The sequence below is a fragment of the Yoonia sp. genome (assembly GCF_036770585.1).
GTDB lineage: Bacteria > Pseudomonadota > Alphaproteobacteria > Rhodobacterales > Rhodobacteraceae > Yoonia.
The window spans coordinates 1-19,527 of sequence record NZ_DAIPIW010000002.1 but is presented as its reverse complement, the minus strand read 5'-3'; the positions used below and the strand labels follow the sequence as shown (position 1 = coordinate 19,527).

The 19,527-nt window shown below is 64.5% G+C and carries 13 protein-coding genes; 8 read left to right on the top strand and 5 right to left on the bottom strand.

Annotated features, from left to right (window positions below):
- Window positions 1-121 precede the first annotated feature (121 nt).
- A complete protein-coding gene (locus V7N12_RS00545; protein WP_333711910.1) occupies window positions 122-2,122 on the top strand; it encodes a lytic transglycosylase domain-containing protein in 2,001 nt (666 codons plus the stop codon).
- Here V7N12_RS00545 and V7N12_RS00540 read toward each other — a convergent pair.
- Both V7N12_RS00540 and mnmD read right to left on the bottom strand, forming a co-directional pair.
- Entirely contained in the window at window positions 2,119-2,982 is an 864-nt protein-coding gene (locus tag V7N12_RS00540) for a DMT family transporter (RefSeq protein ID WP_333711908.1), read from the bottom strand. The two genes, V7N12_RS00545 and V7N12_RS00540, sit on opposite strands and share 4 nt — an antisense overlap.
- Entirely contained in the window at window positions 2,972-3,652 is a 681-nt protein-coding gene (gene mnmD, locus V7N12_RS00535; RefSeq protein ID WP_333711907.1) for a tRNA (5-methylaminomethyl-2-thiouridine)(34)-methyltransferase MnmD, read from the bottom strand. The genes V7N12_RS00540 and mnmD overlap by 11 nt, the downstream gene beginning before the upstream one ends.
- Window positions 3,653-3,699: 47 nt before the next feature.
- Here mnmD and V7N12_RS00530 point away from each other — a divergent pair, with 47 nt between their 5' ends.
- Window positions 3,700-4,704: an NAD(P)/FAD-dependent oxidoreductase gene (locus V7N12_RS00530; protein WP_333711906.1), complete on the top strand. Its 1,005-nt coding sequence runs from the start codon at window positions 3,700-3,702 to the stop codon at window positions 4,702-4,704.
- A 58-nt stretch (window positions 4,705-4,762) separates the two neighbouring features.
- Here V7N12_RS00530 and otnK read toward each other — a convergent pair whose 3' ends face one another.
- Window positions 4,763-5,986 carry a 3-oxo-tetronate kinase gene (gene otnK, locus V7N12_RS00525; protein ID WP_333711905.1) on the bottom strand — a complete coding sequence of 408 codons (1,224 nt, stop codon included), beginning with the start codon at window positions 5,984-5,986 and terminating at the stop codon, window positions 4,763-4,765.
- A 309-nt stretch (window positions 5,987-6,295) separates the two neighbouring features.
- Here otnK and V7N12_RS00520 point away from each other — a divergent pair, with 309 nt between their 5' ends.
- Window positions 6,296-7,444, top strand: a complete 1,149-nt coding sequence (locus tag V7N12_RS00520) for an efflux RND transporter periplasmic adaptor subunit (protein ID WP_333711904.1) — start codon at window positions 6,296-6,298, stop codon at window positions 7,442-7,444.
- The gene (locus tag V7N12_RS00515) at window positions 7,441-10,560 is read left to right on the top strand and encodes an efflux RND transporter permease subunit (protein ID WP_333711902.1); all 3,120 of its coding nucleotides are present in this window, start codon (window positions 7,441-7,443) and stop codon (window positions 10,558-10,560) included. Before V7N12_RS00520 ends, V7N12_RS00515 begins: the two co-directional genes overlap by 4 nt.
- A gap of 56 nt (window positions 10,561-10,616) precedes the next feature.
- Here V7N12_RS00515 and katG read toward each other — a convergent pair whose 3' ends face one another.
- Entirely contained in the window at window positions 10,617-12,830 is a 2,214-nt protein-coding gene (katG, locus tag V7N12_RS00510) for a catalase/peroxidase HPI (protein ID WP_333711900.1), read from the bottom strand.
- Window positions 12,831-12,962: 132 nt separating this feature from the next.
- Here katG and V7N12_RS00505 point away from each other — a divergent pair, with 132 nt between their 5' ends.
- Window positions 12,963-13,868 (top strand): hydrogen peroxide-inducible genes activator, encoded by a 906-nt coding sequence (locus tag V7N12_RS00505; RefSeq protein ID WP_333711899.1) that lies wholly within the window; start codon window positions 12,963-12,965, stop codon window positions 13,866-13,868.
- Here the strand turns inward: V7N12_RS00505 and V7N12_RS00500 are convergent.
- A complete protein-coding gene (locus V7N12_RS00500; RefSeq protein ID WP_333711898.1) occupies window positions 13,865-14,740 on the bottom strand; it encodes a LysR family transcriptional regulator in 876 nt (291 codons plus the stop codon). The two genes, V7N12_RS00505 and V7N12_RS00500, sit on opposite strands and share 4 nt — an antisense overlap.
- A gap of 101 nt (window positions 14,741-14,841) precedes the next feature.
- Here V7N12_RS00500 and V7N12_RS00495 point away from each other — a divergent pair, with 101 nt between their 5' ends.
- The 3 genes from V7N12_RS00495 (at window position 14,842) to V7N12_RS00485 (ending at window position 19,421) form a co-directional block, all read left to right on the top strand.
- Window positions 14,842-16,431, top strand: a complete 1,590-nt coding sequence (locus V7N12_RS00495; protein WP_333712007.1) for a proton-conducting transporter transmembrane domain-containing protein — start codon at window positions 14,842-14,844, stop codon at window positions 16,429-16,431.
- The gene (locus V7N12_RS00490) at window positions 16,428-18,842 is read left to right on the top strand and encodes a YbcC family protein (protein WP_333711897.1); all 2,415 of its coding nucleotides are present in this window, start codon (window positions 16,428-16,430) and stop codon (window positions 18,840-18,842) included. The genes V7N12_RS00495 and V7N12_RS00490 overlap by 4 nt, the downstream gene beginning before the upstream one ends.
- Before the next feature lie 123 nt (window positions 18,843-18,965).
- Entirely contained in the window at window positions 18,966-19,421 is a 456-nt protein-coding gene (locus V7N12_RS00485; RefSeq protein ID WP_333711896.1) for a GtrA family protein, read from the top strand.
- The last annotated feature ends 106 nt before the right edge of the window (window positions 19,422-19,527 follow it).

Below are 19,527 nucleotides of genomic sequence, written 5' to 3'. Positions count from 1 at the left end.
ACAAGCCCTTGATGCCGACAATCTGTGCCCGCAACCTTGCCGATTGCCGCGAATGTGAGTTGCGCGGTCGCAGGTCTTGGCTAGTTTGTGTGGAAACGAGAGCAAGAGCAGCAAAATGCGGATGATCCCGTCAATCGCCCTGATCCTGGGGCTGGCAAGTGCTGGCACGGCGCAAGAGGTGCCCGCGCCAAGTGCGGCCGCTGTCGCCATGGGCAGCGAAAGCTGGGACACCGCCCGCGCGCTGGCCGCCGCTGTCGATCCGCTGACGGCGGATGTGGTCGAATGGCTGCGCTTGCGGGATGGCGAAGGCACCTTTGCAGACCATCAGCGGTTTTCGGCCAGGCATCCCGATTGGCCCGGCATGGCGCAAGTCCGCGCGGCCGGTGAATTGACCATCCAGACAGGCCATGACCCTGCCGAGGTGATCGCATGGTTCGGCGACAACGCCCCGCAGACCGGTGAAGGGGCTGTGCGGCTGGCCGAGGCGCTGATGGCGTCGGGCCAGATCGACCGTGCCAACGCGGTGTTGCGCGAGGCATGGATCAACCTGCGCCTGACCGAAGAGGGTCACAGCGCCATGGTCGCGGCCTTCGGCGATATCCTTGCCCCGCATCATGTCGCCCGCGTGCAGGAATTGCTCTGGCGGTCCCGCCGTGCCGAGGCAGAACGGATGCTGCCCTTGCTGCCCGACGATCAGCGCGCCTTGGCCGCGGCCCGCATCGGCTATCTGACCCGCGCATCGGACCTTGCCGCCCTTGTTTCCGCCGTTCCACAGGCGCTGCGGTCCGACGCGGGGCTGGCCTACGACCGGTTCAACTGGCTGGCCAGCCGTGGCGAATTGACCGAGGCGGTCGCGATGCTGCGCGAGCGCTCCACCAGCGCCGAGGCCATGGGCGAGCCCTTCCGCTGGTCGGGCTACCGCCGCATCCTTGCCCGCTGGGAAATGCGCGAGGGGCGGGCCGATGCGGCCTATGCCCTCGCCACGGGCCACTTCCTGACAGAGGGCGAATCCTACGTCGATCTGGAATGGCTCGCAGGCTATGTCGCGCTGACCTATCTGGGCGATCCGGTCACCGCGCGGGCGCATTTCGAGAACGGCTTGCGCGCTTCCAGCGGTCCGATCTCGCTGGGGCGGATGCACTACTGGATCGGGCGCACCTACGAGGTGAAGGGCGAGATCGACGCCGCCGCCCGCGCCTATGGTGCGGGGGCGGAACACCAGACCAGCTTTTACGGGCTGCTGGCCTCCGAGAAAATCGGCCGACCCTTGCAGCCTGCTTTGGCAGGGGCAGAGATCGCATGGGCGGGCCATCCGGTCTTTGACGATCCGGTGGTGCGCGCGGCGCTGATCCTGCTGGCGGGCGGGGAACGCGGTGCGGCCGTGACCTTCATCGCCGCACTCGGGCAAGAGATGGATGCAGGCGGGATCGCGGCACTCGGGGCCTATCTGTCGTCGATCGACGAAGACTACTACGCGCTGCTGCTTGGCAAGACGGCCGTGACGCGCGATATCCTGATCCCCGAGATCTACTATCCGCTGCATGATCTGGCCGAGATGGACCTGCCCGTCGATCCGGCGCTCGCCCTGTCCATCGCGCGGCGCGAAAGCGAGTTCAACGTCACCATCGGCAGCCCCGTCGGGGCGCTGGGCCTGATGCAGGTCATGCCCGCAACCGCCGAGGAAGTGGCGGGCTGGCTGAACCTGCCCTATTCCCGCGCCCGGCTGACGGCGGACTGGGAATACAACGCGATGCTGGGTGCGGCGTATCTGGCCTACCTGACGGACGAATTCGGCCCGACGCCGGTGATGATCGCGGCGGGTTATAACGCGGGTCCAAGCCGCCCGAAGGCATGGATCGAGGAACGCGGCGACCCGCGCCTGCGCGAGATGGATGTGATCGACTGGATCGAGCATATCCCCTTCCGCGAGACGCGAAACTACGTCCAGCGTGTCACCGAAAGCCTGCCGATCTATCAGGCGCGGCTGACAGGACAGACCGGACCGGTCGCGTTCACGCGCTTTCTTTTGGGTGAAAAGCCGGTGTTCCGCCCCGTCGCCCGCCCCGCGGCGCCGGGCGCAAGCGCGCCCGACCTTCGCCCCATCGCGCGCCCGTCCCGCTAGGCCACCTTGCGGGCCCGCCAGAGCGTGAACAGCCCTGCGCCGACGACAATCGCCGCGCCCAATGCCACATTGGGCCGCAGCGTCTCGCCCATCAGGGTGATCCCGATGATCGAGGCAAAGACCAGTTGCAGATAGGCGAAGGGCTGCACGGCGCTGGCCTCGGCCACTTCGTAGGTCTTGATCAAAAGCCAGTGGCCCGACGCGCCGGTGATGCAAAGCGCGCCCATCCAGACCCAGTTTCCGGCACTCATCGGTTCCCAGAACCAGACACCGATGACCGTCATGACCACGGCCCCTGATACCCCGGTCCAGAAGAAAGACGTGGCGGTCGTGTCCTGCCGCGCGGCATAGCGCGTCAGCAGACCGTAAAGCGCGAACATCAGCGCCGAGACAAGCGGCACGATCGCAGCGGGCGAAAACACCGCAAAGCCCGGTTGCAGGATCACCAGCACCCCGACAAAGCCGATCCCGATGGCGACCCAGCGCCGCCAGCCGACCTGCTCGCCCAGGACCGGCCCGGACAGGGCGGCGATCAGCAGCGGATAACAGGCGAAAATCGCGTGGCTTTCCACAAGGCCCAGCAGCACGAAGGCGCTGACCATCACGCAGATTTCCAGCGCCAGCAGCGTGCCGCGCGTGATTTGCAGGATCGGCTGGCTGGTCGCGGCGGCGGCACGGATCGACCCCGCCTGCCGCTTGGCGATGCTGATCACGAAGGCCGCGAAGAACCAGTAGCGGATCATCACGATCATGATGACGTTGTAATTCTCGGCCAGATGCCGCGAGATGCCGTCCTGCACCGCAAAGACGAAGGTCGTCGCCGTCATCAAGAGAATGCCGAGGCGGGTGTCAGTCTGCATGGGTCATCCTTGCTGTCGTCATATGGCGCTTGCGGCCAAAGCCCGGGGCGCGGGTGACGGTGAAACCCGCATCCTCCAACGCGCGGCGCACATGGCCTGCAGCGCTATAGGTCGCGGCGGTGCCCTGCGGTTTCGTGCGGTGGCCTACCGCGCGGATCAGCGATGGCTCCCATAACTGGGGGTTCTTGGCGGGCGAGAAACCGTCGAGATACCATGCATCCGCGCGGCCCTGCCACTCCGGCACCGTCACGCGGGCATCGCCGAGGATAACGTCGAGTGTCAGGCCCTCGCCCAGCGCGGTCGGCCCGTCGCCTGCCTGCCAGTTCGCCAGCATGATCTTTGCAAAGGGGGCGATCTGCGGGAAATGCGCGACAGCTTCGGCCATCGCGTCATGCGGCATCGGAAAGGCCTCGAACGAGGTGAAGGTCAGCGCGCCGGGCTTGCCCGCCGTCTCCCATGCGGCCCAGGTGACAAGGAAATTCAACCCCGTCCCGAATCCCAGTTCCGCGATCCGGAAATCGCCGCCAAATCGCGCCGGCAGATCGTTGCCGGCCAGAAACACATGCCGCGTCTCGTCCAGACCGTTGTCGAGCGAGTAATAGGGGTCGTCGAAAAGGCGGGCGATGGGCACGCCGCCTTTCCAGTCGATCTCTGCGCTCTGGCCTGTCATGCGTCCCTGCCTTAAACCGAGGCCATCTTTGGGGGGAACCGCACGGAATGACAACGGTCGATGTAACGGTCATGGGGGCAGGGGTCTTTGGTCTTTCGGTGGCCTATGCCTGCGCGTCGCGTGGCGCGCGGGTGCGGGTGATCGACCCCTACGGCGTCGGTGCCGGGTCGAGCGGCGGCATCGTCGGCGCGCTTGCCCCGCATGTGCCCGAGAACTGGAACGACAAGAAGGCGTTCCAATTCGAAAGCCTGATCATGGCTGAAGGTTTCTGGGCGGATGTCTGCCGGAGCGCAGGGATGGATGCGGGCTATCTGCGGTCGGGGCGGTTGCAGCCCTTGGCCGATGAGCGCGCCGTTGATCTGGCGCGCGCGCGGGCGGAAACGGCCAAAGACTTGTGGCAAGGCAAGGCCGTCTGGCAGGTGGTGCCGATGGGTGAAAGCCGCTGGATGCCACCATCGCCGACCGGCCTTGTGGTGCATGATACGCTCTCGGCCCTGATCCAGCCGCGCAAGGCCACGCAGGCGCTGGCACGCGCGGTCGTCGGCTTGGGCGGAGAGATCGTCAAGTGCGGCCCGACCGAAGGCAAGACCCTCTGGGCGACAGGCTGGGTGGGGATGAAAGAGGTCGGCGGCAACGGCGTCAAGGGTCAGGCGGCGCTCTTGCGGTTTGACGCAGCCGGCAGCCCGCAGCTTTTCGCCGATGCGCTGCATATCATTCCGCATCGGGATGGGACCGTGGCCATCGGCTCGACCTCCGAGCGGGAGTTTGACGCGCCCGACACGACCGATGCACAGCTTGACGCGGTGCTTGCCCGCGCCCTTGCTGCCTTTCCTGTCCTTGCAGGCGCGCCGGTCATCGCGCGCTGGGCCGGTGTCCGCCCCCGCAGCCAGAGCCGGTCGCCGGTCCTTGGGACCCATCCCGCAAGAACCGGCGACTACATCGCCAACGGTGGTTTCAAGATCGGTTTCGGCATGGCCCCCAAGGTGGGCGAGGTCATGGCCGATCTGCTGTTGGATGGTGTGGACCGGATACCCCAGGGGTTCCGCGCCTGAGGCGGCAGGTGCCCCGTCGTGATCCAGAGCGGGCCCTGTGGATTGGCGGTCGCTTCGCTTAGGGGTCGCGTCCCAGATCGTGCAGGGCTTTGGCAAAGAGATCCTCGGCACCGCAGTTGTCGAATGTCAGGGCCAGGGCGATATCGCCCGAACGGACCGCCGGACACCCTGCGGCCACCCTTGGCCCGATATGCAGCACATCCGCCTTCAGCCCCTTGACGACCGCAGCTGACGTCGCTTCGCCCGCGACGACGATCCGCCTGACGCCGCGCGCAATCAGGATCGCGGCAAGTTCTGCAAAAAGGGCTTGGGTTCTCGGGGCGAGGGCGTCGCGGCCGTAAATCTCATCTGCCTTTGCGACAACCAAAGGATCAACAGAGGAAAAGACCAGCGGCGCGCTGTCCTGTGCCAGCACCCAATCGGCAAGGCCGGCGGCAGAGACCCCGCCTTGCATGACAGCCTCGGCGCTGATGTCGTGCGAGGGTGCCTGCTTGCAAAACCGCGCCACCTGTTCACGCGTCGCGCGGCTGGACGATCCCGACAACACCACCCCGCGCCCGATCACGGGGTCCCATGCGGGTTGGGTCGGGGTCTTGCCGAAGTTGGCGGGAAGCCCAAGCGCGATGGCGGACCCGCCGACGATCAATTTGCGCCCCGCTGCGGCCTTCCCGATGACATGCATCTCGGCATCGGTGATCGCATCGACGATGTGCATCGTCGGTTGCGCGGCAAATGCCGCGACGATGGCCTGCGCCCCGTTTGCGACCACGGTGAAAGGAATGTGGCCAACCGGCCAGCCTGTCTGCTGCGCCAAAAGACGGCGCAGGTCGGGACCGGTCCTTGGGGTCGGCGGATGATCCTGCGTCCCGCCTTGGTTCAGCTGCACATCGCCGAGGACGAGATGCCCCCTGTGGACGCCGTGCCCGTTGACCGGAGAGGCCGGGCAGACCATGACCTGATTGGCATCCAGCCGTTCGGCCAGCGCCTCGGCCACCTGTCCGATGTTGCCTGCATCGCCGATGTCGCATGGCGTCGGGATATTGAAGACGATCTGTTCCGCCCCCTGTCCGATCAGCCAGTCACAGGCGGCAAGGCTTTGCTGCACCGCATCGGCGACAGGGATCGTCCGGGATGCAAGCGCCACAACGCCCGCCTCGACGTCGATGTCGATACGGCCATCGGGGATGCCCACGAATTGCGCGGTGCGCATGCCTCCTTCGGCGAGGGTCAGGGCAATATCCGACGCCCCCGTGAAATCATCCGCAATCACACCGATTTTCATCTGCGGCACCCCCTGTCGCGCAGAACGCAACCATCTATGGCCTGCGCTTTCAGACGCAGGTTGGCTTATCAGCATTCCCTGCGCAATTTCAACGACTGCCGCGCGCCGCATACAGTCGGACGGGCTGATCCCCGATGTGCGTGACGTGATGTCATCGCGGTGATATGTCTGGCGTCAGGTTGCCTTGACGGATGCCGCGACTATCTGCCGGGTACATGTCGGCTGAGCTAGCAAATGCTGCCCAAAAGGCTTAGTTAGCGCTCAACATTCGGCGACGTGCCGAAAAGATGATTTTCGAGGAACTTTCAGATGTCCGGTGAAACACCGCCTGATTTGACAGGCAAGCTCAGTTTTGATGGCGACAAGGGGGCGGGGCGGTCAAAGTGGGTCGCCATGCTGCTGGTCGTCTTGCTGGTCGGCTGGATGGGTAGCGGTTACGTCAACCCGGCTTCGGGAACGGGCGTCGAAGATACCGTTGCGGCGCCCCAAGAACAGGCGATCAGTGTTGCGGTTCGGCCATCCGTCGCGCAGGACGTGCAGCTTGTCCTTAGCGCCGAAGGCCAGTCCGAGCCTGACCGGATCTCGCGGATCCCGACCGAGGCTGCAGGCAGGGTCGTTTCGGTCAGCGCCCGGCGCGGTGCCTACGTCGAGGCGGGGCAAGAGCTTGGCCGTCTGGATGCGACGACAATGCAGGCGCAGCTGACGCAGGCCCGCACCCAGCTTGATCAGGCTACCCGTGATCTGAACAACGCGCTGGAATTGCAGGGGCGCGGTGTCGCGACCGAAGACCGCGTCACACAGGCGCGTGCCGCCAAGGCCGCCGCCGAGGCCGCTTTGACCGCCGCCGAGGAAATGCTGGGCAACACCGTCATTCGGGCACCTTTCGCCGGACGCCTGAACGACTTTACGCTTGATGTCGGCGAATTCGTCGACAGCGGCGTCATCGTGGCCGAGGTTCTGGACAACGACCCTTTGTCGGTGGTGGTGCAGGTGCCGCAACAGGCGCTGTCGCGGATCGAGGTCGGGCAGGATGCGCAGGTGATCTTCATCACCGGCGAAGAGCGTCTGGGCAAGGTCAGCTTCATCGGCGGCAATGCCGACCAGCAGACCCGCACCTTCCGCGTCGAGGTCACCATCGACAATCCGCAAAGTGTGATGCCCGCGGGCCTGAGCGCCCGGGTGATCCTGCCGACAGGCACGGCGCGCGGCCATTTCATCTCGCCTGCGATTCTGTCGCTGGGGTCGTCGGGTGAACTGGGGATCAAGACGGTGGACGCGGACAACCGCGTCGCTTTCTCGCTGGTCTCGATCGTGCGGGCACAGACGGATGGCATCTGGGTGACCGGATTGCCCGACAATGCCGATATCATCACGGTCGGACAGGGATTTGTGCAGGCGGGCGACCTTGTTTCCCCGCAAATAGAGGGGGCCGCATTGCAGGCGGGACTTGACGGATGAAAACGCTGATCGACGCCGCATTCAACCGCAGCAAGGTGGCCTTGCTGCTGTTTGCGTTCCTGCTTGCCGTGGGATCGCTTGCCTACATCGCGATCCCGAAGGAAAGTAACCCCGAAATCCCGATCCCGGTTGTCTATGTGTCGGCCTCGGTCGACGGCATCTCGCCACAAGACGCCGAGGCTGTGCTGGCCCGCCCGATGGAGGCGGAATTCGCCTCGCTCGACGGGTTGCGGGAAATGACCTCGACCGCCAGCGAAGGCCGCGCCAGCGTGCAGCTTGAGTTCGAGCCGGGGTTCGACGCGAAAGTCGCCCTTGCCGACGTGCGCGAGGCCGCCGACAAGGTCGAGGATGATCTGCCCTCTGACGCCACCGTCGTCGTTACCGAGATCAACACCGCGCTGTTCCCGATCCTGACCGCGATCCTGTCCGGTCCCGTGCCCGAGCGCACTCTGAACGCGCTGGCCGAAGACCTGCAAGACCGGATCGAGGCGCTGGGTGGCGTGCTTGAGGTCGATGTGGGCGGCAAACGGACCGAATTGCTGGAGGTGCTGATCGACCCCACGGTCTTCGAGACCTACAACATCACCTTCGACGAATTGATCAATTCGATCTCGTCGAACAACCAGTTGATCGCCGCAGGCGCCATTGAAAACGAAGCGGGGCGACTGGTGCTGAAGGTGCCGGGTCTGATCGAAAACAACGAAGACGTGATGGATTTGCCGATCCTTGTCCGCGGGCAGACGGTCGTGACTTTCGCCGATGTCGCCACGATCCGCCGCACCTTCGTGGACCCCACCGGCTTTGCCCGCATCGACGGCCAGCCCGCGCTGGCGCTTGAGGTCAAAAAGCGCGTCGGCGCCAACATCATCGAAACCGTCGAAGAGGTCCGCGCGGTCATCGCCCGCGCTCAGGCCGATTGGCCCGAAAACGTCGAAATCCGCTTTACGCTGGATGAAAGCGAGACGGTCAAGTCGATGCTTTCCGATCTGGAGGCAAATGTCATCGCCGCGATCATCCTTGTGATGATCGTGGTCGTCTATGCGCTGGGCCTGCGGTCCTCGCTGCTGGTCGGCATGGCGATCCCAGGGGCCTTCCTGACCGGCGTGGCGATGCTCTATTTCCTTGGCTACACGATGAACATCATCGTGCTTTTCTCGCTGATCCTTGTGGTGGGAATGCTGGTGGACGGGGCGATCGTCACCGTGGAACTGGCCGACCGCTACCTGCACGAGGGGCAATCCCCGAAAGAGGCCTACGCGGCGGCCGCCAAGCGGATGGCATGGCCGGTCATCGCCTCGACCGCGACGACGCTTTGCGTGTTCTTTCCGCTGCTCTTCTGGTCGGGGGTCGTGGGCGAGTTCATGAAATTCCTGCCGATCACCGTGATCTTCACGCTGGCCGCGTCGCTGTTCATGGCGCTGGTGTTCATCCCCGTCACCGGCGGCCTGATCGGCAAGCGCCAGCCGCAGACCGCCAAGGCAAAGGCGCAGCTTTACGCCGCCGAGACCGGCGATCCGCGCACGATGACAGGTTTCATGGGCGGCTATATCCGCGTGCTGGAATGGTCGATCCTGCGGCCATGGACAACGGTGACATTCGCTATCGTCGCGTTGATCGGGTCTTTCATCGCCTACGGAATTCTCGGGAACGGTCTGACCTTCTTCCCCGAGGTCGAACCCGACTACGCGCAGGTCGAGGTGCGGGCCAAGGACAACTTTTCGGTCTTCGAACAGGACGCGCTGGTCCGGCAGGTCGAGGACCGGCTGACTGGATACAGCGAGATCGCCAGCATCTATGCCCGCTCGGGGTCATCCAGCGAAAGCGGCGATGTGATCGGGACGCTGCAGCTGGAACTGACCGAATGGGATACCCGCCGTCCCGTGGTCCAGATCGCCGAAGACATCCGCGCCGATATGGCCTTGATCCCCGGCATCGACGTGCAGGTGCAGACCTCGCAGGCCGGACCGGGCGGTGGCAAGCCGATCAACCTCGAGGTGCTCGGCAATGATCCTGCCGAACAGGAGGTCGCCGTTGTGGCGATACTGGCCGAGATGGACCGGATCGGCGGCTTCATCGATATCGTCGATTCGCGCCCCAACCCCGGGGTGGAATGGCAGATTAGCGTCGACCGCTCCGAAGCCGCGCGCAGCGGTGCCAATGTCGCGCTTCTCGGGCAAGCGGTGCAGCTTTTGACGAACGGGATCACGGTGGCGAATTATCGGCCCAACGATACAGATGGCGAGGTCGATATCGTCGTGCGCTTTCCTGCCGGAGACCGGACGCTGGCCGAGCTTGAAAACCTGCGCGTGCCGACCAGTGCGGGGCTGGTGCCGATCGCGAACTTCGTGTCCTTCAATCCCGCACCGCGCAGCGGCGTGATCACCCGCATCGACCAGCAGCGCGCCATCACGATCTCGGCGGATGTCGCGCAGGGCGTTCTGGCCAACGACCAGACGATCGCCCTGCAGGCGGCCATCGACACGCTGGACCTGCCGCCTTCGATCGAGGTCGCCTTCGGCGGCGAGGCCGAGGATCAGGCGGACGCGATGATCTTCCTTGTCGGTGCCTTCTTCTCGGCCATCGGGCTGATGTTCCTGATCCTGTTGACGCAGTTCAACAGCTTCTGGCAGTCGGCCATCGTGATGTCGGCGATCATCTTTTCGATCGCAGGGGTGCTGCTGGGCCTGATGATCACCGGGCGGCCCTTCGGTGTCGTCATGGGCGGGATCGCGGTGATCGCGCTGGCAGGGATCGTGGTGAACAACAACATCATCCTGATCGACACCTTCAACGAGTTCAAAGCAAAGGGTGTCTCGTCGCTCGAGGCGGTGCTGCGCACGGGGGCCTTGCGTTTCCGTCCCGTCGTGCTGACATCCGTGACGACCGCGCTGGGTCTGATGCCGATGGTGATCGGTCTGAACATCAACTTCTTCGAACGCACCATCGTTTATGGCGCACCTTCGACACAGTGGTGGACGGAATTGTCCAGCGCGATTGCCGGCGGGCTGATCTTTGCGACCATGCTGACCTTGCTGGTCACACCCGCGATGCTGATGTTGGGCGAGCGGCGGGCGAAGCGGTTTCAGACGTCGCCGGACCTTGTTCCCGCCGAATAAAAAACGCGCACCCCTTTATCCAAGGGGTGCGCGCGATGTCTTGCCGGTGACCGGCCTTACTTCAGATCGAAGCGGTCCAGTTCCATCACCTTGACCCAAGCCGAGACGAAGTCGCAGACGAATTTGCCCAAGGCATCGTCCTGCGCATAGACCTCGGACAGGGCGCGCAGCTGGCTGTTCGACCCGAAGACCAGATCGACGCGCGTGCCGGTCCAGCGGACCGCGCCCGTCTTGCGGTCATGTGCCTCGAAGAGGTTTGCATCATCGGTCGCCTTCCACTCGACGCCCATGTCCACCACACCGGTGAAGAAGGCGTTGTCCAGCGTGTCGGCCTTGGTGCCGAAGACACCGTGCTTGCTGCCGCCCGTGTTGGCACCCAAGGCCCGCAGGCCACCAACCAGCACCGTCATTTCCGGCGCCGAGAGGGTCAGCAGTTGCGCGCGGTCGACCAGCATCGCCTCGGCAGGGACCGAATATTCCGCCTTCATGTAGTTGCGGAAACCATCCGCCTCTGGTTCCAGCGGTTCAAAGCTTTCGGCGTCGGTCTGTTCTGCGGTGGCATCCATGCGGCCCGGCGTGAAGGGCACGTCCATCTCGAAGCCCGCGTTCCGGGCGGCCTGTTCGACAGCAGCCGACCCGCCCAGCACGATCAGGTCAGCCAGCGAGACCTTCTTGCCGCCCGATTGGGCCGCGTTGAAGGCGCTTTGGATGCCTTCCAGCGTGGTCAGCACCTTGGACAGCTTTTCAGGCTCGTTGACCGGCCAGTCCTTCTGCGGGGCAAGGCGGATGCGGGCACCATTGGCCCCGCCGCGCTTGTCCGACCCGCGGAAGGTCGAGGCCGACGCCCAAGCGACCGACACCAGGTCCGAAATCGACAGGCCCGCGCCGAGGATCTTTGCCTTGAGGTCCGCGATATCGGCATCGTCGATCAGGTCGTGATCGACGGCGGGGATCGGGTCCTGCCAGATCAGGTCCTCTGCCGGCACTTCGTCCCCGAGATACAGCACCTTCGGCCCCATGTCGCGGTGGGTCAGCTTGAACCACGCGCGGGCGTAGGCATCGGCGAATTCCTCGGGGTTTTCGTGGAAGTGGCGCGAGATCTTTTCATACGCAGGGTCCATCTTCATCGCCATATCGGCAGTCGACATGATGATCGGCACCTTCTTGGACGGGTCCTCGGGATCGGGGGCCATGTCCTCTTCCTGAAGGTCGATGGGCGTCCACTGGTTGGCGCCAGCGGGGCTCTTGACCAGTTTCCAGTCGTATTTGAACAGAACGTCGAAATAGCCCATGTCCCATTTGGTCGGGTTCGCCGTCCATGCGCCTTCGAGCCCCGAGGTGATGGCATCGCGGCCTTTGCCGGACTTGTAAGTCGATATCCAGCCGAAGCCCATGTTTTCAATCGGCGCGCCTTCGGGTTCGGGGCCGACGTGGTCTGCCGGACCGGCACCATGGGTCTTGCCGAAGGTATGACCACCAGCGGTCAGGGCGACGGTTTCGTAGTCGTTCATCGCCATGCGCGCGAATGTCTCGCGGATGTCGCGGGCCGAGGCCAGCGGATCGGGGTTCCCGTCAGGGCCTTCGGGGTTCACGTAGATCAGACCCATCTGCACGGCGGCCAGCGGGTTTTCCAGCGTGCGTTCGCCCGAATAGCGCGACTCCGCATGGTCGGATCCTGCCAGCCACTGGTCCTCACGGCCCCAGTAGACGTCTTCCTCGGGTTCCCAGGTATCAGCACGACCGCCTGCGAAGCCGAACATCTTCAGCCCCATCGATTCCATCGCGACGTTGCCGCAAAGGACAAAGAGGTCCGCCCAGGAAATCTGGTTGCCGTATTTCTGCTTGATCGGCCACAACAGGCGACGCGCCTTGTCGAGGTTGCCGTTGTCGGGCCAGCTGTTGAGCGGCGCAAAGCGCTGCTGCCCGCCACCCGCGCCGCCGCGACCGTCCGCGGTGCGGTAGGTGCCGGCCGCGTGCCATGCCAGACGGATGAACAGACCGCCGTAGTGGCCATAATCCGCAGGCCACCAGTCCTGGCTGTCGGTCATCAGGCCGCGCAGGTCTTCTTTCAGCGCCTTGAGGTCGAGCTTCTTGAATTCCTCGGCATAGTTGAAATCAGGCCCCAAGGGATTGGAGGCGGGGCCGTGCTGATGCAGGATTTTCAGGTTCAGCTGGTTCGGCCACCAGTCCTTGTTCCCGCGCAGCTTCATCGTGCCATTCACGGCTGCCCCGTGCATGACGGGGCATTTTCCGGCGTCAGATCCGTCCATGTCTCTCTCCCAGTTTGGTTGCTGTGACTCTACACTTTCAAAATGGCGCAAATCGCCACTTTGGAAAGGTTCTAACATTCGTTTGCGATTGGATTAAGTTGCATTTATTCATCACCGCGATAACTTTGGATTATGACAAATCTGACCCTCAGACAATTGCGCTATTTCGAGGCGCTAAGCCGGTTCGGCCATTTCGGCCATGCCGCCGATGCCTGCGCGATCTCGCAGCCGGCCCTGTCCGTGCAGATCAAGGAGCTGGAACAATCGCTGGGCCTGCCGCTGTTCGAGCGGGGACCAAGATCGGTGCGCCTGACGGCCTTTGGCGAGACATGGCTGGAACGGGTGCGCGACATCCTGCGGGCGGTGGACGAATTGGGCGAGATGGCCCGTGCAGCACAGGACACGCTGTCGGGCAGCCTGCGTCTGGGGGTCATCCCGACGATTGCGCCCTATCTTCTGCCCTCGCTGATCGGGGCCTTGCGCGCCTCGCACCCGAGCCTGCACCTCGAGGTGCGCGAGACGATGACCGAAAGGTTGATCGAAGAGCTTGGCGAAGGGCGCATCGATACGGCCATCGTCGCCCTGCCGGTGGACGAACCCAGCATGGCGGAATTGCCGCTGTTTACCGAAGGGTTGATGCTGGTGCGGCCCTTTGCCGATGCGGGGCGGCCAGTGCCTTCGCCGGATGCCTTGGGCGAGATGCGGCTTTTGATGCTGGAGCAGGGGCATTGTTTCCGCGATCAGGCACTGGCCTTCTGCAATCTGCAAGGTGCCGCGCGGCGTGACGGGCTGGATGGCAGTTCCCTGTCCACCTTGGTGCAGATGGTCGGGGCGGGGATCGGGGTGACGCTGATCCCGGAAATGGCGGTCCGCGTCGAAACCCGGTCAGCCCCTGTCGCGGTCGACCGTTTCCCCGCCCCCCAGCCTGCGCGGACGGTCGGGCTGATCTGGCGCAAGACCAATCCGCTGGCGGACCAGTTCAGGGACCTCGGCGCGCAGATCCGCGAGGTGGCGGCAGAGCTTCCGCGCCCCGACTAGAGATGATGATCGAGCAGCGGCGCCAACAGCGGGTTGGGAAACTTGCGCGCGATGGTGACCGCGTGAAAGCCTTCGCGCAGGCCCATGTCATGCTGCGCCTCGACCAAAACGCCGCTTTGCAACTCGTCCCTGACCGCAATCGGCGGCAGCACGGCCAGACCCACCCCCTCGCGGGCCAGAAGGCGCATCATGGCGATGTCATCGACCTCGGCGGCGAGGGTCGGGATGATGTCGTGCCGGCTGCACAGCCGGTCGAAACCGATGCGGATCGGGCTGTCCTCGGTCGGGACGACGAAGGCTGACTGTGCCAAAAGGTCCGTGAGCGAGCCATCAGGTGCCACCAGAGACGGCAGCCCGATCAGGCTGACCGGCTGGTCCGAGATCGCCTGCGTGGTGAAGGTAGAAAGCGCATCATGCGACGGGACGACATTGGTCAGCACGACGTCCAGCCCCAATGTCTCGAGCCCCTGCAAGAGTTCCGGGAGCGTGCCGGAGCGCAGGACGATCTCGATATCGGTATTGCCCAGAACGGGCCGCAGGAATTCAAGCTGGAAGTTGCGCGAGAGCGTCGCCAGCGCCCCCACCCGCAGCACCTGCCGCACCCGCCCCTGCTGGCGCAGGGTGCCAAGCAGGTCCTTGCCCGCCTCGAAGATGGTGTCGGCATAGTCAAGCGTGATCCGGCCCGCCTCGGTCAGCACCAACTGCCGCCCGCGCCGTTCGAAAAGGGCGTGGCCCAGCCGTTCCTCCAGCTTCCTGATCTGCACAGAAAGGGCCGACTGCGACAGGTTCATCCGCTGTGCTGTGCGCGTCAGGTTCCCGTCATGGGCGACCGCCCAGAAATAGCGCAGGTGGTTGTAGTTCATTTCTGGCATAACGTTCGATATAATCGAATGATCTGTAGCAAACAATGAATTTTTATTCTCGATAGCGCCGCTCTATTCGTCCCGAAAGCCAATCCGCGCAGGAGACGATGATGCTACTGAACGCCCTTCCCCTTCTGGCCCCTCTGGTGCTGCTCGCGGCGGCCTTTGCGCCGCGCCATGTCGCGGGAATGGATGCGCGCAAGGGTGCGCGTCTGGCTGAAGTCGCCGCGCTGGGGGCTGTGGCCATCGCGATCCTATCGGCGGTTGTCCTGGCTGCAAACGGCAGTGGCGACAGCTTTCTGATCGGCGCTTTCGGGATCGGCCTGTCGGTGCGGCTGGATGTCGTCAGCGTGGTGATGCTGCTTCTGGTGTCCTTCATCGGCTGGGTCGTGGTGCGCTATGCGCGGACCTATCTGGATGGAGAAGAACGGCATCCCGCCTTCACATTCTGGCTGCTGGTGACGCTCGCCACCGTTCTTGCGCTGGTGCAGTCCGGCAATCTGGTGCAATTCGTCGCCGCATGGGTGGCGACCAGCATGTTCCTGCACAGGCTGCTGATCTTCTATCCTGAACGGATGGCCGCACGGCGCGCCGCGCGGAAGAAATACGTGATGGCGCGGATCGGGGATATGGCGCTGATCGCCGCTGCCACGCTGCTGACGATCACCTACGGCACGACGCAGATTTCCGGCATCCTTGCGCAGGCATCCCAAGGGATCGGCGGTGGAATGGCGGTGGGTGCGGCGGGTCTGATCGCGCTGGCGGCGGTCCTCAAGTCCGCGCAATTCCCGACCCACGGCTGGCTGACCGAGGTGATGGAGGCCCCGACCCCCGTCTCGGCCCTGCTGCATGCCGGCGTGGTGAACGCGGGCGGCTTCGCGCTGATCCGGCTTGCGGACGTGATGCTGCTGTCACCGTTGACGATGGCGGCACTGGTGATGATCGGCGGGTTTACCGCGCTTTTCGGCGGGCTGGTCATGCTGACGCAACCGACGGTCAAGGCCTCGCTTGCTTGGTCGACCATCGCGCAGATGGGGTTCATGATCCTGCAATGCGGTCTCGCGCTCTTCCCGCTGGCGCTGCTGCATATCGTGGCGCACTCGCTTTACAAGGCGCATGCTTTCCTCTCGGCAGGCGGAGCGGTCGAGAGGATCGTGGCGATCCGCAAGCCGGGGCCGGTGGCGGTGCCGGACCTTGGGGCGGTCGCCCGCGCCTTTGTGGTCGCGCTGGTGATCTACGGGATCGTCTATGCGGTCCTTGGTGTGGGTTTTGATTTCGGCGGCAAGTCGCCGCAAGCCGTGGCGCTGGGTGCGATCCTGATTTTCGGGGTGGCCTATCTGCTGGCACAGGGTTTCGCGGATGCGGCACCGCGCGCGCTGACCCGACGCACCGCCACCTACGCGGCGGCCGTCACGCTGAGCTACCTTCTGCTTCAGCGCGCGTCCGAGTGGCTGACGGCAGGCACCTTGCCCGCGACACCTGTGGCAGGCCCGCTGGAATGGTCGCTGATCATCCTTGCCCTTATCAGTTTCGGCTTCGTGGCTGTGGCGCAGGCGACGCTGCCGCTTTGGGCCTATCATCCGGCCGCGCAAGGGCTACGCGTGCATCTGTCGAACGGGCTTTACATCAACGCCATTTCCGACCGCATCCTTGGCGGCTGGACACATGACACCACATCTGAAAACGGAGCGGCAAAATGATCGCGGATACTTTCTCGGGCTATTCCGGCGCGCAGCTTGAACTGATCGCCAAGGCGGAAACCGCTGGCCGCGCCATTCCGCCGCTCTGGCCGCTGTCGTCTTCGGTCGCGGTGAACCCCTTTCTCGGCCAGACCGACAGGGGCCTGACGGATGTCGCGGCCCTGCTGGCGCGGGTCGGCGGGCTGGAGGTGACGATGCCGCGCGGCTGGTATGCGGGCAAGATCGCGGACGGCACGATCACGGAGGCCGATCTGACGGCGGCTCTGCGGATTTATCCGGACGCCGCGCCCGATATCGCCGGTCTGAAAGAGGCGGCGACGCAGGACACCCCAAGCGGCGCGGCGCTGCGAAGCGTCGCGGACCTTGCCGCCGAAGTCTCGGGCATCGACTGGCAGGGGATCATCACCGAGCGGTTCGGCGCGTGGGCCGCAGGCTATTTCGATGCGGGGCAGGCGCTGTGGCAGAACGCGCCCGGGCGCGGTGCCTTTGAAGCCTGGCGGGATTTCGCGATGCGGGATCTGTCGCCCGAGATCGCGGGGCTGACCGGTTTCGGTGCGCTGGTCGCAAAGTCGCCATTGCAGGCACGGCTTGCGCTGGTGACGGCCTTCGAACAGCTTGGCGTGACGAACGCGGCAGCGGGGACCTATTGTCACCAGCTTTTGTTGGAACTGGGCGGCTGGTCGCAGGTGGGCCGGTATCGCCTCTGGCAGGCGGAACTTGCAGGGTCCACGGATGCCACCACGATGGACCTGCTGACCATCCGGTTGATCTGGGAGCAGGCGCTTTATCTGCAATATGCCGAAGAGATCGCCGACAAATGGGCCGACGTGCTTGCCGCGCATCAGGCGCCTGTGACGCCCGATCAGGCGCAGATCATCAGTGTCGCCTTGCAGACCGCCGCCGAATTCGCAGGCCAGCGCGCGCTGGCCGAGACGCTGGCAGCCGATGCCACGGTCGCACCCGAAGGCCGTCCGGCCCTGCAAGCGGCCTTCTGCATCGACGTGCGGTCCGAAGTCTTCCGCCGCGCGCTGGAATCGGTCGATCCCGGCATCCAGACGCTTGGCTTTGCGGGCTTCTTCGGGCTGACCACGGCGCACAGGGGCTTTGCCTCGGATGTTACGGAAAAGCGCCTGCCGGTGCTTTTGAACCATGGTGTCACAAGCAGTGCCACATCGGACAGCGATGCGCAGGCCGACCAGCGCGCGCGGTTCACCGCTAGGGCGGGCCGCGCATGGGGCCGGTTCAAGCTGGCCGCTGTCTCGTCCTTCGCCTTCGTCGAGGCGACGGGACCGGTCTACCTTGGCAAGCTGTTGAAGGACGCGCTGGGCAAGGATCACGCGAAAGGTCCCGAAAGCCGCAAGCCCTTGCTTGATCCGGCCTTCGGTCTGGAGGCGCGGATCGGCGCGGCGACGACGATCCTACGGGCGATGTCGCTGACCAAGGATTTCGCGCCACTGGTGCTGCTTTTTGGTCACGGCGCGAATGTGGTCAACAACCCTCATGCCAGCGCGCTGCATTGCGGGGCCTGCGGCGGCTATGCGGGTGACGTGAACGCGCGGCTTTTGGCGGATATCCTGAACGACGCGCGGGTGCGTGAAGGGGTTGCCGCGAATGGGATCACCATACCCGAGGATACTTTGTTCGTCGGGGGGCTGCACGATACGACCACCGATGCGGTGACGATCTTCGCGGACGACTTTGCAGGCCACAAGCACGGCGCATATCTCAAGACTGCGCGCGACTGGATGTCATCGGCTGGCAAGCTGGCGCGGACCGAACGGGCGCTGCGCCTGCCTCGCGCCGTCAATGGCGAGGCGATCAAGGCCCGAAGCACCGACTGGGCGGAAACGCGGCCCGAATGGGCGCTGGCGGGCTGTCAGGCCTTCATCGCGGCCCCGCGGTCACGGACCAGGGGAAAGGGCCTTGCCGGTCGCGCCTTCCTGCATGACTACGACTGGCAGGCGGACGAAGGCTTCGGCGTTCTGGAACTGATCCTGACCGCGCCCGTGGTCGTCGCAAGCTGGATCAGCCTGCAATACTATGGCTCGGTCGTGGCCCCGGTGGCCTTCGGCGGCGGCAACAAGCTGTTGCACAACGTCACCGGCGGGATCGGCGTGGTCGAGGGCAACGGTGGCGTGCTGCGCGGCGGTTTGCCGTGGCAGTCGGTGCACGACGGCCAAAGCTATAGCCACGACCCGCTGCGCCTGTCTGTCTGTGTCGAGGCGCCTGCCGAGGCGATCACCGATATCCTGCGCAAACATGACAGCGTGTGCGAACTTTTCGACAATCGCTGGCTGCATCTGTTCAGGCTGGATGCGGCGGGACAGATCGACAAGCGCTACGCCGGCAGGCTGACATGGGTGGACTTTGATCAGCCCCCCGTGGCCGACCCAAAGGTCGCCGCCGCCTGAAGCCCTGCCAATGACGCGCGCCGTTCCTTCGTGATGCGACGGGTTGCTGACCGATCCGCTCTGCGCGATAGTCGCCGCGCAAATCGGGGTGCGGCCCCACCAAGTCGGCGGGGTCTGCAACGCGTGGCGATCAGAAGCAAAGTCTCGGCGTCCGGCTTTTGGCGCTTCGCGATCCTTGCGGGGTGCGCGTGGATCATCGATGTCGGTCTGACCGTTCTGCTGGTCAGGCTGGGTGTCGCGGTTTTCGTCGCAAGCTGGGTCGGTGCCGGGACGGCCGTTCTGTTTGTCTACTTCACGTCGCGGGCATTTGTCTTTGGCGTCACCAAATTCGGCACGGTGAAGCAGCTTGTGATCTACGCTGTCTGGCAGCTTTTTGCGATCACGATGGCCTCGGTGCTGGTGACCCTGATCGCCGGGGCAACGAAGGGCCTATTTGCCGAATGGTTCGATTTGCGGTTCCTGGCGCCCAATGAAATCGCCGCAGCCATCGGCAAGGTCGTGGTCCCCCCGTTGGTCGTGGTCGCCAATTTCCTGTTCATCCGCTGGCTGGTCAGCTGGGGCCGCACTGGCCCGACATGATCGCCATGCCCACAACCGGCGGGCTTTCCAGAGTGATAGCCATCAAAGGAAATTTGGTGGAGCCTAGGGGAGTCGAACCCCTGACCTCTTGCATGCCATGCAAGCG

Coding starts and splice junctions, on each gene's coding strand:
- V7N12_RS00545 (WP_333711910.1), top strand. CDS start 122: ATGATCCCGTCAATCGCCCTGATCCTGGGGCTGGCAAGTGCTGGCACG.
- V7N12_RS00540 (WP_333711908.1), bottom strand. CDS start 2,982: ATGCAGACTGACACCCGCCTCGGCATTCTCTTGATGACGGCGACGACC.
- mnmD (WP_333711907.1), bottom strand. CDS start 3,652: ATGACAGGCCAGAGCGCAGAGATCGACTGGAAAGGCGGCGTGCCCATC.
- V7N12_RS00530 (WP_333711906.1), top strand. CDS start 3,700: ATGACAACGGTCGATGTAACGGTCATGGGGGCAGGGGTCTTTGGTCTT.
- otnK (WP_333711905.1), bottom strand. CDS start 5,986: ATGAAAATCGGTGTGATTGCGGATGATTTCACGGGGGCGTCGGATATT.
- V7N12_RS00520 (WP_333711904.1), top strand. CDS start 6,296: ATGTCCGGTGAAACACCGCCTGATTTGACAGGCAAGCTCAGTTTTGAT.
- V7N12_RS00515 (WP_333711902.1), top strand. CDS start 7,441: ATGAAAACGCTGATCGACGCCGCATTCAACCGCAGCAAGGTGGCCTTG.
- katG (WP_333711900.1), bottom strand. CDS start 12,830: ATGGACGGATCTGACGCCGGAAAATGCCCCGTCATGCACGGGGCAGCC.
- V7N12_RS00505 (WP_333711899.1), top strand. CDS start 12,963: ATGACAAATCTGACCCTCAGACAATTGCGCTATTTCGAGGCGCTAAGC.
- V7N12_RS00500 (WP_333711898.1), bottom strand. CDS start 14,740: ATGCCAGAAATGAACTACAACCACCTGCGCTATTTCTGGGCGGTCGCC.
- V7N12_RS00495 (WP_333712007.1), top strand. CDS start 14,842: ATGCTACTGAACGCCCTTCCCCTTCTGGCCCCTCTGGTGCTGCTCGCG.
- V7N12_RS00490 (WP_333711897.1), top strand. CDS start 16,428: ATGATCGCGGATACTTTCTCGGGCTATTCCGGCGCGCAGCTTGAACTG.